This window comes from Bacillus cereus group sp. BfR-BA-01523 (assembly GCF_022662615.1).
Lineage (GTDB): Bacteria > Bacillota > Bacilli > Bacillales > Bacillaceae_G > Bacillus_A > Bacillus_A mycoides.
On the sequence record NZ_JAKUDX010000001.1, the window covers coordinates 256,932 to 272,845 of the forward strand.

Here is a 15,914-nt window from a genome sequence, read left to right on the forward strand (position 1 = left end):
CTTTTTTAGTAGAACTATATTTTGTATAATGGACGCAAAGAAAATACATAACCAAAACCACTTTTGTGGATTTCCGTTTATAAAGAAAACTATCACCGCTATTGCAAATAAAATGGTAGATGCTAAACTAAAATATAATTTTGTTTTAATTCCCATTATTCCCCACCCCTCTATCACTTTACAGTACATACTAACTCTTCATTTTTTAACTCTAATATGTACTCCTGTAAAACATATTCTTTCCCGCCATGTTTTTCATACCAATCGTGTATTCTTTTAACATGTATCTTGTCGCTTCTAATTTTTGATTCAATTTCTTTATACTGTTCATAACTATCATATTCCCAAATTGCAAATACTTCAGTCGTACCATCATTATTATCTTTCATCCAGCGCCCTATTAAACGAGAACCATATTTTATTTGATTAGGTAAATTAGTATCATTGAAATGATCATTAAATATTTCTATGAATTCATTTTTTACTACATAGTATTTCCTTCTGTAAAACATACTTCTTCACCTCTTTTATGAAAAGTATCAGTAAACCTTCCCATTACTACCGTATTATAATACTTACCATCTGACAGTTTTTTATCATTTTTTAGAATACCTTCTACCTCCAAACCTAATTTTTTATAAAGTTGGATGGCTTTTTCATTTGTCTCTAACACTTGCAATGATATCTTTTTCACTTCATTTTCATCAGCCCACTGAATAGATTGTTGCAATAGACTCTTACCCATTCCATATCCCCAAAACTCTCTTAAAATACAAACACCAAACTCTACTTTATGAGATAATCTCTTCAAATTTGATCCTTCACATCTCGAAAATCCTACGATTCGGTTGTGCACTTCTACAACTAAAAAAAGATTCTTCATCTCTTCACTATCTGTTTTTACTATTTTTTGAAACCCTATCTTATCAATAAACCCCTCTCCAGCTTCTCTATCCATATTTTCAGTTTCGCCATCGATCTGAACTCTAATTTCTGATAACTGCTCAGCATCCGTTTCAGCTGCAGAACGAACTGTATAAGTTAATCCATTTATATGAAACTCTTGTCTTTTTATAATCATTTCAAACTCCTTTTAAATGAGGTCTATTGACGCTATTACAATTTCTTTACCTTGTTTCTCAAATTGTTGAATCGTTTCTTTACTAGCCCCTTCATCTGTTATTATAAGGTCAATTTCTATCAGTGACTCTCCTTTTATAAAGCAGTCTATTCCAAGTTTATTATGAGGAGCTAAACAAATATTGCTTCTAGCAATTTTACTTACTGTTTTTCCAAAATAAGCAACTTCCGGTGTCGCAGTACTTATACCATTCAATGAAATACCGCCACCTGTAGAGAAATAAAGATCAATAGAGAATCTACTTATCAATTCAGAGGCCAGTGTATCTGTCATATTTCCTGATGGTTTCACTTTTCCACCAATTAAGTACGTATCAATGTTCTTATATTCCCGTAACTTACTAGCAATTTCTAAAGCATTCGTAATAACTGTAAATGATGTTTCAGGTAAATACTTTAACATGGCATAATGAATGGAAGCCCCGCCAATAAAAACGGAATCTCCTTCTTGTATGTAGGATACAGCAACTTTCGCAATCGCATCTTCATCTATTGAACTATCACGATAACGTTTCGATGGTTCGGCAGCTAAGTTTCTCACTCGCGTAAGTTCAACTGCACCTCCGTGCGTTCTTTTTAATAAACCATCCTTCTCCATAATAGACAAATCTCTTCTTATAGAATCAATAGACATATCAAAACTTTCCGCAAGATCCTTTGCGATTACTCTTCCATCTCTCTTAAGTAACTCTAAAATTTTCTCTCTACGCTCTTCAGTGAACATGTTATCACCACCCTTATTGAAGATTCAGAAATTTAACTCTTCTCATTCAATTATATGCATGTTTTTTCTGTTTTACAATATTTTAAATTCTTATTTCTTCAGCTTTATACAGTTTTTCTCTCTATTTTTATCCCATTAACTTGAAAATGAAATAAATGTATATTTGTATATTCCACAAATATACTTCCATTTACCTTCCTATTGATGTAAAATTATTCCTATATTTTACTTTTTAATACAGAAAGGGATTACTATGAAATCTATAATTAAAGTAACTTGTACAGCATTATTATTTACAGGAATAATGGCAGGATGTAGTGGAAATACTGCACCAAAACAAGAAAAGAGCTCTTTTGAAAAGAATGCAATGCACTATGGGGAAATATTTAAAAACGAATACTATAGAGCGACTGTTGAAAATGCAAAATTCGATAAAATAGACAAAGAGTGGCGTCTCACAGCTCGCGTTACTATAAATAATGCTCGTGCTGACGGACAAACGATAGATCTTTCAGAAATAAAATATTTCATAAAAGATGAAAAAACGGGTGAAAAATACGAAGGTGAATTTATACAAAATGAAAATGCTAAAAAGGTTCCATCTGAGTTTTCTTTAACTACCGATATTGTATTTAATATGAAAACTTCTCCAAAAGATTTAAATAATATGTATTTATACATAGATAGCAAAGCTGCGCCGTTAACAGATACATATTGGAAACTTGATAATTTAGCATCTAAATAAAAAACAGTCATATAAGACTGTTTTTTTGTTTGTAAAGTTATAAAGTTTACTAGTTACCTTTCTCAAACAATATATCTTTTGCACAAATCGTCACTTCTTCAAATGGGCAATCAAATAAAACACCCAATTCGAAACCTTCATTAGTAAGATCTATTTCATGAAATAACCACCAAGCACCTTCAAAATTTTCCAGAATAGAACATTTCGTTACGCCTGTAAAAGTTACTTCCAGTTTGTCAAATTCACTGAAAGTACCACTGCAATCTAAAGTTATAATTAGCGTATCTTTTGATCTTCTCTCTACTGATTTGACTACACTGTCATGTAGTGAGTATTCATGTAGTTGAACGACATTCTGCGTGAGCTTTTCTTTTATAGCATTATAATTATCTATATAAGCTTGTTCTAAATCATTCATTCTTTTCTCATAATCTTCTGTCCAATCAAGCATAAGTTTCTTTAACTTTTCTGATGGGTATTCTGACTTAATTGTATTGTCATGAATGTATGGATGTAGTGACTTAGGTAGAAACTTTAATAAATCTTCTTTCTTTTCTTCCATGTCTTCTCTCAAACTTTTCTTATAATCCATTCCTACCTTTTCGCTCTCTCGCAAAATCTCTTCCCATTCTTCTAATGTTTCTGAGAAAATTAAAAATCCAGATACTTGCATTTCTTTATACCAATCTTTATTGAAATACTTCAATGGCTTTCCTCCTAAAACATTTCAACATCCAACAAAAGCAATATATCTATTTATTATATCATTCCAATAGCTATTTTTTCTAAAGAATAAATGCAAAAATGTAAATATTCCGCCTATTATTTCTAAAACTTCAGAATATTTACAAAAATTTGAAATTAGAATACATTTTACATGTACAAGTTTTACCTGTACAAAAATCTAAACAAAAAGGGATGGTTATATGTTGAAGAAATTAGTAGCAGGGACATTAGTAGCAGGTTTTGCATTAACTGGAGGATTAGGAGTAGTAAGTGCTGCAGAAAAAGATAATACAATTAAATCATTTGATTATTTAAAAGTTGATGAAAAGAATGTTAATTCATTCACAAAATTAAGCGATCAATCAAAAAAAGACATCCAAATTACTATGGTACTACCTAAGCAAAATGAAAATGGAGATTGGTTAGCTTATGGCTTTACTAGCAGAGAAACATTGAATGCTTTTATTGAAAAGGATAAAAAGGCACTTAAAAATCAAATTAACCCTTTAGGTAGTGGTGCTGGTAGTACCGATTTTTATGAGCATCAAAATAAAGGTGGACAGTATATTTATTGGAGCAGTGGCTTTAAAAACCTACCTTCTAGCTGGAACGACAGAATTTCTTCTGTAAGTACAGCTTCACCTTCTGCAAGTTATTCAACAACACTATGGGAACATTCTTCAACTCAAGGATATGGAAAAGGTGTCTCCTTTAGACACTCTGATTGGTATGGTCAAACTGCTAATTTAGCTGCAGATTGGAACGATATAACTTCAGCTATTGAAATTAAATAGTAACAGCGCATTTCAATTAAATAAGTGAAGAAGTTTCAAAATCACTATACTCTCATCGATTAAAAAAACATGAGAGTATAGTGATTTTTCTAGTATCTTTTTATACATATTGCTACTTAAATATTATTTACTAAAAAGACCAGTCCTATTAGACTGGTCTTTTTACCTTCAAGCATGTACAGCATGTCCTACTGCCTGCAATAATGCCTCATGAATCGCTTCAGATAAAGTGGGATGCGCTGCAATATAATCTCGCATTATATCAGCTGTAACTTCTGTATGAATCATCACCGTTCCTTGTCCGATTAGTTCGGTTGCACGAGGACCGATAATAGAAATCCCTACAATTTCTTGATATTTAGGTTCCACAATAACTTTTACTTTCCCCATTTGTTCTCCAATAATAAGCGCTTTTCCGTTCGCTGTAAATGCGAATTCTCCGATGAGGATGTCACCGTATTGCTCTCTTGCTCCTTTTTCTGTTAAACCGACACTAGCAATTTCTGGAGCTGTATAAATACAGCGAGGTACAGCATGATAGGTTACTTTCACATCTTCTCCGCTCGCGTGTAATGCCGCTGTCGTTCCTTCATGGAAGGCAACGTGAGCAAGCTGTATTCCACCAATCACATCACCCGCTGCGTAAATATGTGATCTGTTTGTTTGCATATGTTCATTCACAGAAATTCCTTTATTTGAAAATTGAATGCCTGCTTTTTCTAAAGCTAATTCTTGTACACGTGGTTTTCGACCTACAGAAACGAGAATGAATTCCGGGTTGGCTTCTTGGATACTTCCTTCATATTCAAATGAAGCCTGCTTCTTATAATTATTTAATCCTTTTAAAGCCGCTCCTGTAAATATTTTTACGCCATCATTTTCTAGTTTCTCCCTTAAAATTTGTGCGATATCTTCATCTTCACCAGGTAATAATTGCGATGCCATTTCAACAATCGTAACTTTTGTTCCAAGACGACTATAAATGCTTGCAAACTCGCAACCTATTACACCACCACCAACGATTAATAATGATTTTGGTATATTTTCTAGGGACATTGCATGACTACTATTTAAAATCCACTTCCCATCAAATGGAACAAAAGGTAATTCAGTTGGTTCTGATCCTGCCGCTATAATGAACTGTTCTCCATGTACTACCTCTTCTTTATCACCGTGTGTAACTCGCATACGGTGATCCGTTTCAAATTTCGCTTTACCTTGTATAACTTTTATTTTATTTTTCTTCATTAAATATTGGATTCCTTGGACGAGCTGCGTTACGATTTGTGATTTTCTCGTCTGTATTTGTTTCCAATCAATTGATATATTCTGCTTATCTACTAATACTCCAAAACGATTCGCATGATTAACAATATCGTATACTTCCGCACTTTCTAACAATGATTTCGTAGGCATACAACCGACATTTAAACAAGTCCCGCCAAAATCAGCTTCATCAATAAGAGTGACATCTTTTCCATTTTGAGCCGCGGTAATTGCCGCTACATAACCAGCAGGTCCGCCCCCAATAACAACTAAATTACTCATTTTCTCACCTTCTCTTTATAAAAGAATTGTTACAGGCTCTTCTAAATAACTTTTAATTGTGCGTAAAAATGCAGCTGCTGGTGCACCATCTAATACACGATGATCGAATGTTAAACTTAAAGGTAACATACTTCCTTTCCTTAATTTTTTCCCTTTATATACAGGAACATGTTCAATTGCACCTACACCTAAAATACCAGTTTCAGGTGTATTTAATACTGGTGTGAAATATTCAATCCCGAAGCTACCTAAATTACTAATTGTAAATGTTGTCCCTTGCATATCATCACTACTTAAACTGCCTGCTCGTGCCTTTTGTGCCACATTTTTAATCTCTTTAGATAACTCTACTAAAGATAGATTATTAGCAAAGCGAATAGCTGGAACGACTAATCCTTTTTCTAACGCGACTGCCATACCTAAATGAACATGTTCAAATTGATGAATGGCATCATTTATATACGCGCTGTTCATTTCTTTATGCTCTTTAAGCGCTAATACAACAGCACGAGAAACAAAATCAGTAATAGTTAGTTTGTTATCGTATCGTTTTTGTACAACTTCCGCTATTTCTTTATGTAAAGCAACTAAATCTGTAACATCTACTTTCATCGTTAATGTTAATTGCGCACTATTTTGTAAGCTTGCATGCATACGGTTCGCAATTGCCTTCCGCATACCAGTAACAGGAATGACTTTACTTTCTTCTTGTTCAAGTACTTCTGGAATCGGCACTCTTTCTTCAAGCACCTTTAACACATCTACCTTTGTAATTCTTCCTCCAGGACCTGTACCAACTAATGCCTTGATATCCAAATTTTCAGACTTTGCAATTTTCTTCGCAACAGGTGAAATTTTGATTCTTTGATTTGCTATTTCTTTCGCATATGGTTCTGGATGTTGTATATTTTTAGGTTCTGGATTAGGTATTTTTTCTTCTACAACATTTGTACTTTCATAGACTTCTATTTTTTCGTCCGGTTTACCGATGTAGCAAATTACAGTACCCGGCGGCACTCCCTCATCTTCACTTACAGCTATATCAAGAACAGTTCCATCAGCTGGTGCTTCTATTTCAGTTTCGATTTTTTCCGAGTTAATACTAGCAATTAGTTCACCTTTTTCTACATTATCACCTGCTTTAATATTCCAGCTCGTAATAATACCTTCTTTCATCGCCATACCTAACTTCGGCATTACAACTTCTACAGCCATGTTTCTCTCTCCCTTCTCATCGTTTCATTACACACGTAATAAAGATTGGTCTCCGATCATTTCTGATACAGTTTCAATTACTTTCTCCGGCGTTGGTAAATATAACTTTTCAAGTGGTGGCGAAAACGGAACTGGTGTATGTGGCGCTGTAATTCGTTTAATAGGTGCATCTAACAAATCGAATCCTTTATCCGCTACAATTGCCGCAATATCTGTTGCGATACTACATCTTGGATTTGCTTCGTCAATAACAATTAGGCGATTCGTTTTTTCAACAGATGCTAAAATCGTATCTTCATCCAGCGGTGATAAAGAACGTGGATCGATTACTTCTACTTCGAGTCCTTTTTCCGATAATTGCTTTGCAGCCGCAAGTGCTGTATGAACTTGTTTTCCAATTGCAACGATTGTTACATCAGAACCTTCACGTTTAATATCTGCTTTTCCTAAAGGAATTGTATAGTACCCTTCTGGTACTTCGCCTTTCATATTGTAAAGTGTTTTATCTTCAAAGAAGATTACTGGATCGTCATCTTCAATTGCCGCTAATAATAAGCCTTTTGCGTCATAAGGAGTGGAAGGAACGACAACTTTTATACCTGGAATGCTCGTAAATAACGCATATAAACTTTGTGAATGCTGTGCCGCTGCGCTAAATCCAGCACCGTGCATCGTACGTACTGTAACTGGCACTTTCGCTTTTCCACCGAACATATAGCGGAACTTTGCACCTTGGTTTAATACTTGATCAAGACAACTACCGATAAAATCATTAAACATTAATTCAGCTATCGGGCGTAAACCTGTTGCAGCAGCTGCCATCGCCGCTCCCATATAACCCGCTTCTGAAATTGGAGTATCTAAAATACGATTTCGACCAAATTCTTGTACAAGTCCTTTCGTAACACCGAGTACACCGCCCCATGCTTCATCATCTTGCAAGTGATCCACTTGTGCACCGCCTGCAACATCTTCTCCGATTAAAATTACATTTTCATCACGACGCATTGATATTTTCATCGCTTCATTAATTGCAGTTGACATACTTACTGTTCTAGTCATTATTTTTCACCCTCCTCTTATTTGTAAGAAACGTATACATCTTTTAATAATTCTTCATCCTCTGGATATGGACTGTTTTCACTAAATTCAATTGATTTATGTACTGCTTCATCTACTGCCTTTTCCATATCCACAAGTTCGGATTCCGTTAATAAAGCTTCATGAATTAAATGCTTGCGGAAATGCACAATCGCATCTTTTTCATTTAAATGTTCTTCTTTTTCTTCCGCTGTTTTATACGTTTGTGCTTCTCCTTCAAAATGACCGTAATTACGATATGTCATGCATTCAATTAAAGTTGGGCCACCGCCATTACGTGCACGCTCAACAGCCTCTTCCGCCGCTTTATATACTGCTAATAGATCTTTTCCATCTACTTGAACACCCGGAATGTTATATGCTTTTGCACGATCAGCAATAGAGTTACAACTAGAAGCATATTCAAATGTTGTTGCTTCACCGTAACCGTTATTTTCTGCGATAAAAATAACTGGTAACTTCCAAATCGCTGCTAAATTAACCCCTTCATGGAATGTTCCTTCATTATTTGCTCCGTCACCGAAGAAGCAAACACTTACATCTTTCGTTCCTTTATATTTAGCTGTTAATGCTGAACCGCAAGCAAGTGGAAAACCTCCGCCTACAATCCCATTTGCACCAAGCATTCCTTTATCTAAATCGGCAATATGCATTGAACCACCTTTACCTTTACATAACCCTGTCGCTTTCCCAAAAAGTTCGGCCATCATGCCATTTAAATCACAACCTTTTGCGATACAATGGCCGTGACCTCTATGCGTACTTGTAATATTGTCACTATCTGTTAAGTGGGCACATACACCAACTGCTACTGCTTCTTCACCAGCGTATAAATGAACGAAACCTGGCAGAACGCCTTGCGCGAACAATTCATGCACCTTGTCTTCAAACTTACGAATCTCTAACATTTTTTCATACATCCAACGAGCTTGTTCTTTCGTAATTTCATTCCCTTTACTTTCAGTTGTTTTTAACATGTCCAGCCCTCCTATTTTCTTGTTCATCTTTTATATTGCAAGTACTGTGCCAAATTCTAATCCCTGATTTAATAGGTTTTCTCTTTTCTTTCATAATAAAAAAGTGGACAAAATGAGACATCTGTCTCGTTTTGTCCACTTTTGTTCACCTAATTTGAGAATTATTATCTTATTCATTATCAAAACTCTTCTGTAATTTCCGAATGTAAATAATTTGACCAATGTGATACGCGTTATGAGTCGTTACATTAGCTAATACTTCCCACCACTTCGCAGATACAGGAAATCCAATTACATCACTTTCAACCTTGTCTTCATTTATGAGACTTTGCCATTGTAACAGTTTCTCTAATAGTTTTTCTCTTAACTCTTCAAATGTTTGATTATCTGAAAGCATAAAACTTTTGTTATTATCACCAATAGCAGGCACAGCATTAACATTTGATTCTTTGTACCTAGTTTGCCACGTCGTATTCCAATACAGTAAATGTTGTACAATTTCAGCTATACTATTACACTCTTCATTCGGTTTCCAGAAAGCTTCTCTCTCAGATAAATCCTTAACTGCATCTGAAAATGGAATATACCAACTGGGATCATTCGCATTTGCTAATAACTGATCTGCTAATACGTCTTTAACATGGAACACTTTGCTTCCCCCCATTAAAAAGATTCATTTCAAGACAATACTCACTTCTCTATATACGCTGAGTTTGCCAGATCCCCTCTTTTTAGCCTTAATCCCAAACATATGCACATAAAGAAACCGAAAGCACCTAATCCATAAGCTGTTGTATATCCACTTTCCCCGATAATCCATCCTGCAAGTCCTGGTCCAATCATTTGACCAACTGCATAGAAAACGGATATAAAACTAATTGCCATTGAGACATATTTCGGAGATACTTGCTTTGAAGCAGCAACTTGAATTAATAAAAGGATACCTCCGAGGCTGGAACCCCAAATAATTGCCGACATGATAAAGCCAATGGTATGTCCAAATATAATTGGAATCATATCACCTATTACAGCTAATAAAAGTGCAATACATAACGTCTTCTTTATACCAATCCGATCCGAAATCAATCCCCAGACAGGAGCTCCTACGATTGAAAACATTCCTGCAATCGCATAAACAGTTCCCGAAATTGATGCCGAAATACCATTATTAATCATAAAACTAGTTTGATATAAATTTGGAATTAAATAAACAACGCCCACAATAAAATACATCCATGCAATGATGTATAACTCTTTCGTTTTCCATAAAAACGACTTATTATTCCTTTCCCCCTCATCTTCAGTAACTTCTGGATTTTTCAAAACAATTGAGGCAACGAATACAACAATACATGTAATAACGCCAAACAAAAGCCATGAACCACGCCAACTATACTCTGGAAATGTACGTACTATATAAGGAACGATTATTCCACTAAATAGCATGCCTATGCCAGCACCACTTAATAACAGCCCCATTGCAGTTCCTCTTTTTTCTGGAAACCATCCTACTGTTATTGACATGAGTGGTATATATACAAGAGCACTTCCAGCTCCAGAACATAGCATAAAAATAGCAGCTATCCAAACTGAAGGAACAAATGATAATCCTATTAAACTTATAACGACGAGCCAACTCCCTATTAATAAAACTGATTTTGCTCCAAAACGGATAGTAAGTATTCCAGATGTTCCGACTGTTAATAAATACCCTAAAAAGAGTATAGTTCCTAACATACCTGCTTGAGCTGTAGATAAATGGAGTCCTTCTTGCATAAACGGTAATATAATTCCATATGCCATACGTGCAAAACCCGTCGTTGTTATAATAAGAAACATTCCTGTTAATACAAATATCCAAAAATGACTTTCATTCCGTTCTTTCATTTAAATTCCTCCATAAAAAGTTATTTCCAATTGGATGTTGTTTGTAATTATAATGACCATTACAAAAAGCAACTACCAAATGACGGAGGAATTTACGGTATAGCGGATTATTCCTGTTTTACGTTAATAAATACGTAAAAGTTCTGATGGATTCATTCCATACTTTTTACGAAATAACTCTGAAAAATGACTGACATTATTGTATCCAACTGCAAATGCCGTTTCGGTCACATTACTATTTCCCGAACGCAGTAACTCTATCGCATGTTCCATACGCTTTTCTCGTAAATATGCAAATGTGGACATCCCAAATAATTCTTTAAACCCAATTTTTAATTTATAATCATTTAACTCTACTATTTTAGCTAATTCTAATAATGATGGGGGTGATTCCATTCGTTGAAGTAAAATTTCTTCAGCCTGTTTTATTTTATTCAAATCCTGTTTTGATAATTGACTCCTTTTATTTGCGTCACAATCATTAAGCAACACTCTCCCAAAATGTATAGAAAGCAATTCGAGCGCTTTACTTTCTATTTCTAGTTGATTAATACGATCCTTTTGGGGATACTCTATCATTCTCTTAATAAGATTAGATGTTATAGAATCAATTGGATTTTGAAACTTTTTAAAAGGTTGATTTCCTAATATAGAATGAAAATCAAGACTTTTTTCAATAGCATTATTCATCATGAAATGATTAAACAATTGTACAGGAATCCCAATCGCTAATGAATATAGAGGCGTTTCTTTTTCATATTCAAATACTACATCAAAATCATTCATAAAATATAAATAGCTATTTCCAGTCATTAATTCATACGAAGAATGACCAACTTGCACTTCTCCGAACCCTTGTAAACAAAAATTAAGCTCCACCATTGCTGCGTCCGATGCAAACTGAATGCGATGGTTATTATGAAATTGATAATTTGATAACACAATTTCCATACCTGAAAATGAAGTCCATCTTCGTATTTCACCCATACCTATTGTTTTTGGAACATTCATATGTCTTTCCTCTACAACTTGTAAACCATAAAAATATTTATGAAAAATATCATGAAAACCGTTAGTCTCCATGAAACCCACACTCCTTTTATGTAAAAACCAAAATTTAATTGATAATTATTTTCAATTATATCAAATATCTTTATACAATAAATAGATTTTCTCTTTATAACTCGTTATGATAAAAGAAAAAGAAAGCGAGCGAACAATGAATACAAAAATCGCGATTATTACAGGGGCATCAAGTGGATTCGGACTTTTAACGACACTTGAACTTGCAAAAAAAGACTATTTTGTCATTGCTACAATGCGAAATCTTGAAAAACAAGTAGACTTAATATCTCAAGCTACTAAACTCCACTTACAACAAAATATAAAAGTTCAACAATTAGATGTAACAGATCAAGGTTCTATACATAACTTCCAATTATTTTTAAAAGAAATAAACAGAGTAGACCTTCTCATTAATAATGCAGGCTATGCAACTGGGGGCTTTGTAGAAGAAATTCCAGTAGAGGAATACCGTAAACAATTTGAAACGAACCTTTTTGGAGCTATATCAATCACTCAGCTTGCCTTACCATATATGAGAGAACAGAAAAGCGGAAAAATCATTAATATAAGCAGCATTAGCGGCCAAGTCGGATTCCCTGGTTTATCCCCTTACGTTTCTTCAAAATATGCATTAGAAGGCTGGAGTGAATCCCTTCGCTTAGAAGTAAAACCTTTCGGAATAGACGTTGCCTTACTTGAACCAGGTTCTTATAACACGAACATATGGGAAGTTGGTAAACAATTAGCTGAAAACCAATCTGATACAACCTCTCCTTACAAAGAATATATGGATAAAATACAAAAGCACATAAACAATGGCAACGATACACTTGGTAATCCGATGGATGTTGCAAATAAAATCGTAGAAATTGCTGAAGCAAGGCGTACTACATTACGATACCCAATTGGGAAAGGTGTAAAATTTATGATCTTTGCGAAGAAGGTTCTTCCTTGGAGATTGTGGGAGTTTCTTGTATTGAGGAGCTTTAAGAAAATGTAAGTAACTTTATTGAAAAAATATGTAAGGGGTGCTAATTAAATGCTAGGTTTACCCTATGGTAAAGTGTTTTTAGTTCCGTGGTCCGAAGAGTGGGAATTTGAGTTTTCAAAAGAAAAACAATTAATTGAGGAACACATTGGAAAATATATTTTAGCGATACACCATATCGGAAGTACTTCCATCCCGCATTTAAGCGCAAAACCTATTATTGATATTGCGATTGAATTAAGAGATTCCAAAAGTGGTCTAAAATGTATTACAAACCTAGAACAATTAAATTATAAATATAGAAAAGATGTATTACCCGAAAGGTATTATTTCAATAAAGGTGAGCCAAGAACTCATCAAATTCATATGTATGAGCAAGGGAATCCATATTTAATAGAACAATTAAAATTCAGAGATTACTTAATAGACAATAAAACTTCTCGTATGCAGTATGAACAGTTAAAGATTCAACTTTCAACAGCTAACCCAAATGATAAGCATAAATATGCAGAGGATAAAACAAATTTCATTAAATCCATATTGGCTAAAATAAATGATTAAATTGCGAAGACCGAACTTCGTACACATAATAAGAAACCATTCATGTATAGATGAATGGTTTCTTATTAATTAGTTATCTCATTATTTGTACCATCAATAATCATTTTATTATGCAGCAGGTGGAACGAAGTAAAATAGCATCGAAGTCATAAAAATAAATGCAAATAATCCAATTATCGAAAAAATATATTCTTTCGATTCTCTATCATACTTCCATTCCATCCATGTCCTTAGGATCCACGTAACCCCTAAATAAGTGAAAATGATAAACCAAATATTAGTGCTTTCGAATTTAAAGATGTAAATAAAACTAATTATTAAATAAACAAAAAGCAGTCCTATTTCCAATTTTTTATGTAAGCTATTTACATATTTATTATATCCCCAAAACCCACTCTTTGGCATATTCAATTTTTTTCTTAAAAATCGATCCAAAAAGTAGCCCGCTATACAAAAAACAAAAATTATAATCCAAAATGTATAGGTTCTCAATATCATTCCTCCTATTACTTCATTGAATTGTTTAAAATAAAGTGGACTATATTAACGGTTATTGAACGAGTATTCTTGAATGATCTTCATTAAAAATGATCGATTCTGCACGTAAGAAAGGGTTTTTCATTTCTTCTCTCCCTCTTCCTTTAAATTTATACTATATTAAAGGAAGAAATATAGTATGAACCCTGTTATTATTAATGCTACAACTCCTAATAATGAAATCAAAAACTCACGCGATTCCTTATCATACTTCCACTCCATATATGATTGAAATCCATATAACGTAATAAAAAACAAAAGAGGTACATAGCCCATAAATATACGATTTGGAAGAAAAGTGCTTATAGCAATAACAACTATATAAGAGGAAATAATAATTCTATTTCCCCATTTATGTGTATCATTCACATATTGGTTATTCCATCCTTTTTGTTTCGGTATATTTAACTGTCTTCTCGCTATTCTTTCAAAAACCAATAAAGATAGCACCCATAAAATTAATAAGGATATTTTTGTAACTGACAGAAAACCCTCTCCTTTTTATTTTTTCACTTTAATTTTCTCCGGCTGATCACTCGGATACGTAGCATATGCATCATTTTCATAATCCCAACTAATAATGGTCGCACTATCTCGTCCTAATTGATGATGAACGTGTTCTAAAATATTGTGAACATTTTCTTTAAGCTCTATATTATTTTTATTCATATCACTGTATAGGTTTAATGGCGTTTCATAACGGCGTTCCCCGCATTCTAATACCCCATCTGTCACCATTACAATTCGATTCTTTCCAGTACGTAGTTCACGAATTCCTGAAGAATAGCATGGAACGGGTAAATCAAACGTGTTTACATTACCAATCCATTCATAAAATTGACGTTGGTTTAATGTATATTGTCCTAATTTATGTAATTCATCATGAAATACATAAACTAGGCAATCACCAATAGATAGCCACCATATGTAATTTTCTTTTCTTACACATATTAAGCAAGCTGTTTCACCTTTTACTCTTTTGCACTTTTCTTTAAATGAGGAGGATTGAAAAATTGTAAGTATATAATTTTCAACAGATCGAGATACTGTTTCAATCAGTTCATTCATAATTACTTTTATATTTTCATATTCTGCTTGAATCGTACTTACTACTAAATCAACACTTTCTGCACTATTATGTCCGTCTAATATAACGGTAAATTCCCAATCACCATTCGACCAAACTAATGCACCGTCTTCATTCTTTTTTGCTCCGGCGCTTATATTTCCGCCGTATTTACCAAGTACAATATCGCCATATTGCTTTACTGAAACTTCGTCTAAACACATTTCTCTACTTCCAACCCATGAATATTGTGTATTATTTGTTGTATGCATACTCATTCACCATATACTTTCGTATTCTTTCGCATAGTTTTTTTATTTTCTCTGAATCTCCATAGGGTGCACCAGTCCAATTTGCTACTTCAGTCGGTGACCAAAACTCTTTTGGTGTATTTGGATAACGCGGTATAATGTGCATATGCATATGTGGTACACCATTACCTGAAACGAAACTGTAAATATGTTCTGCACCTTCGCTTTCTTTAAGCGCTTTACTTACTCTACTTGTTATCAGTCCGAATGCCTTTGCCTCATCTTCAGTTAATTCAGCGAGACCAGGTACATGTCTCTTTATATCAATCATTACATAACCAAGATATGTTTCTTCTGCATCCCAATGGACATGTCCAACGTAAATGAGTTCATCTTCGTAAATAGCTCCACCTGGAACTGTAATGTTCCCTTTATGTTTTTCACAAATGAAGCAGTTTTGTTCTGCTTGATTGTTTATTGGCATATCCATCACCATCCTTTGCATATATAATATCATAAAAAAAGGAAAAATAGGTTTTATATTCCGAAAATTCAATCTCTTGAAATGAGAATTTTCACATTAAAATAA

The 15,914-nt window shown here is 34.0% G+C and carries 19 protein-coding genes; 4 read left to right on the top strand and 15 right to left on the bottom strand.

Features of this window, described 5'->3' with window-relative positions; translation table 11 throughout:
- Positions 1 to 173 precede the first annotated feature (173 nt).
- Genes MR066_RS01230 through MR066_RS01240 form a run of 3 tightly spaced genes read right to left on the bottom strand, consistent with a single transcriptional unit; the run spans position 174 to position 1,864 of the window.
- On the bottom strand, positions 174 to 512 hold the full coding sequence (locus MR066_RS01230) for an NIPSNAP family protein (RefSeq protein ID WP_002127705.1): 339 nt from the start codon (positions 510 to 512) through the stop codon (positions 174 to 176).
- On the bottom strand, positions 485 to 1,081 hold the full coding sequence (locus tag MR066_RS01235; RefSeq protein ID WP_215586394.1) for a GNAT family N-acetyltransferase: 597 nt from the start codon (positions 1,079 to 1,081) through the stop codon (positions 485 to 487). The genes MR066_RS01230 and MR066_RS01235 overlap by 28 nt, the downstream gene beginning before the upstream one ends.
- Before the next feature lie 12 nt (positions 1,082 to 1,093).
- A complete protein-coding gene (locus MR066_RS01240; protein ID WP_242245688.1) occupies positions 1,094 to 1,864 on the bottom strand; it encodes a DeoR/GlpR family DNA-binding transcription regulator in 771 nt (256 codons plus the stop codon).
- 253 nt (positions 1,865 to 2,117) lie between these two features.
- On the opposite strand from MR066_RS01240, the gene MR066_RS01245 reads away from it, so the two are divergent.
- Positions 2,118 to 2,609, top strand: coding sequence for a hypothetical protein (locus MR066_RS01245; RefSeq protein ID WP_242245689.1), 492 nt, complete (start codon positions 2,118 to 2,120; stop codon positions 2,607 to 2,609).
- A gap of 49 nt (positions 2,610 to 2,658) precedes the next feature.
- Here MR066_RS01245 and MR066_RS01250 read toward each other — a convergent pair whose 3' ends face one another.
- Complete coding sequence (locus tag MR066_RS01250) at positions 2,659 to 3,315, bottom strand: DUF4085 family protein (RefSeq protein WP_242245690.1); 657 nt, start codon at positions 3,313 to 3,315, stop codon at positions 2,659 to 2,661.
- A gap of 220 nt (positions 3,316 to 3,535) precedes the next feature.
- Between MR066_RS01250 and MR066_RS01255 the strand changes: the two genes are divergently transcribed.
- A complete protein-coding gene (locus MR066_RS01255) occupies positions 3,536 to 4,129 on the top strand; it encodes a hypothetical protein (protein WP_000914462.1) in 594 nt (197 codons plus the stop codon).
- 168 nt (positions 4,130 to 4,297) lie between these two features.
- On the opposite strand, the gene lpdA is transcribed toward MR066_RS01255, so the two are convergent.
- From lpdA to MR066_RS01290, 7 genes are all read right to left on the bottom strand, one after another.
- The gene (gene lpdA, locus MR066_RS01260) at positions 4,298 to 5,677 is read right to left on the bottom strand and encodes a dihydrolipoyl dehydrogenase (protein ID WP_242245691.1); all 1,380 of its coding nucleotides are present in this window, start codon (positions 5,675 to 5,677) and stop codon (positions 4,298 to 4,300) included.
- Between the two features lie 15 nt (positions 5,678 to 5,692).
- Positions 5,693 to 6,892: a dihydrolipoamide acetyltransferase family protein gene (locus MR066_RS01265; RefSeq protein ID WP_242245693.1), complete on the bottom strand. Its 1,200-nt coding sequence runs from the start codon at positions 6,890 to 6,892 to the stop codon at positions 5,693 to 5,695.
- Positions 6,893 to 6,919: 27 nt separating this feature from the next.
- The gene (acoB, locus tag MR066_RS01270) at positions 6,920 to 7,954 is read right to left on the bottom strand and encodes an acetoin:2,6-dichlorophenolindophenol oxidoreductase subunit beta (protein WP_002085142.1); all 1,035 of its coding nucleotides are present in this window, start codon (positions 7,952 to 7,954) and stop codon (positions 6,920 to 6,922) included.
- Positions 7,955 to 7,971: 17 nt separating this feature from the next.
- Positions 7,972 to 8,970, bottom strand: a complete 999-nt coding sequence (gene acoA / locus MR066_RS01275) for an acetoin:2,6-dichlorophenolindophenol oxidoreductase subunit alpha (protein ID WP_242245694.1) — start codon at positions 8,968 to 8,970, stop codon at positions 7,972 to 7,974.
- Positions 8,971 to 9,139: 169 nt separating this feature from the next.
- Positions 9,140 to 9,619 carry a DinB family protein gene (locus MR066_RS01280; protein ID WP_002085139.1) on the bottom strand — a complete coding sequence of 160 codons (480 nt, stop codon included), beginning with the start codon at positions 9,617 to 9,619 and terminating at the stop codon, positions 9,140 to 9,142.
- Between the two features lie 41 nt (positions 9,620 to 9,660).
- Positions 9,661 to 10,857 (bottom strand): MFS transporter, encoded by a 1,197-nt coding sequence (locus MR066_RS01285; protein WP_242245696.1) that lies wholly within the window; start codon positions 10,855 to 10,857, stop codon positions 9,661 to 9,663.
- A gap of 123 nt (positions 10,858 to 10,980) precedes the next feature.
- Positions 10,981 to 11,940: a helix-turn-helix domain-containing protein gene (locus MR066_RS01290; RefSeq protein WP_242245697.1), complete on the bottom strand. Its 960-nt coding sequence runs from the start codon at positions 11,938 to 11,940 to the stop codon at positions 10,981 to 10,983.
- A gap of 136 nt (positions 11,941 to 12,076) precedes the next feature.
- Between MR066_RS01290 and MR066_RS01295 the strand changes: the two genes are divergently transcribed.
- Both MR066_RS01295 and MR066_RS01300 read left to right on the top strand, forming a co-directional pair.
- Entirely contained in the window at positions 12,077 to 12,922 is an 846-nt protein-coding gene (locus MR066_RS01295) for an oxidoreductase (RefSeq protein WP_242245698.1), read from the top strand.
- Between the two features lie 39 nt (positions 12,923 to 12,961).
- Complete coding sequence (locus tag MR066_RS01300) at positions 12,962 to 13,471, top strand: GrpB family protein (RefSeq protein ID WP_242245700.1); 510 nt, start codon at positions 12,962 to 12,964, stop codon at positions 13,469 to 13,471.
- A 108-nt stretch (positions 13,472 to 13,579) separates the two neighbouring features.
- On the opposite strand, the gene MR066_RS01305 is transcribed toward MR066_RS01300, so the two are convergent.
- From MR066_RS01305 to MR066_RS01320, 4 genes are all read right to left on the bottom strand, one after another.
- The gene (locus MR066_RS01305) at positions 13,580 to 13,963 is read right to left on the bottom strand and encodes a DUF4181 domain-containing protein (RefSeq protein WP_002142055.1); all 384 of its coding nucleotides are present in this window, start codon (positions 13,961 to 13,963) and stop codon (positions 13,580 to 13,582) included.
- Between the two features lie 165 nt (positions 13,964 to 14,128).
- Positions 14,129 to 14,446, bottom strand: coding sequence for a DUF4181 domain-containing protein (locus MR066_RS01310; protein WP_082180372.1), 318 nt, complete (start codon positions 14,444 to 14,446; stop codon positions 14,129 to 14,131).
- A gap of 63 nt (positions 14,447 to 14,509) precedes the next feature.
- Entirely contained in the window at positions 14,510 to 15,346 is an 837-nt protein-coding gene (locus MR066_RS01315) for a PP2C family serine/threonine-protein phosphatase (protein ID WP_242245701.1), read from the bottom strand.
- Positions 15,330 to 15,821, bottom strand: coding sequence for an HIT family protein (locus MR066_RS01320; RefSeq protein ID WP_242246090.1), 492 nt, complete (start codon positions 15,819 to 15,821; stop codon positions 15,330 to 15,332). Before MR066_RS01320 ends, MR066_RS01315 begins: the two co-directional genes overlap by 17 nt.
- Positions 15,822 to 15,914: the final 93 nt, after the last annotated feature.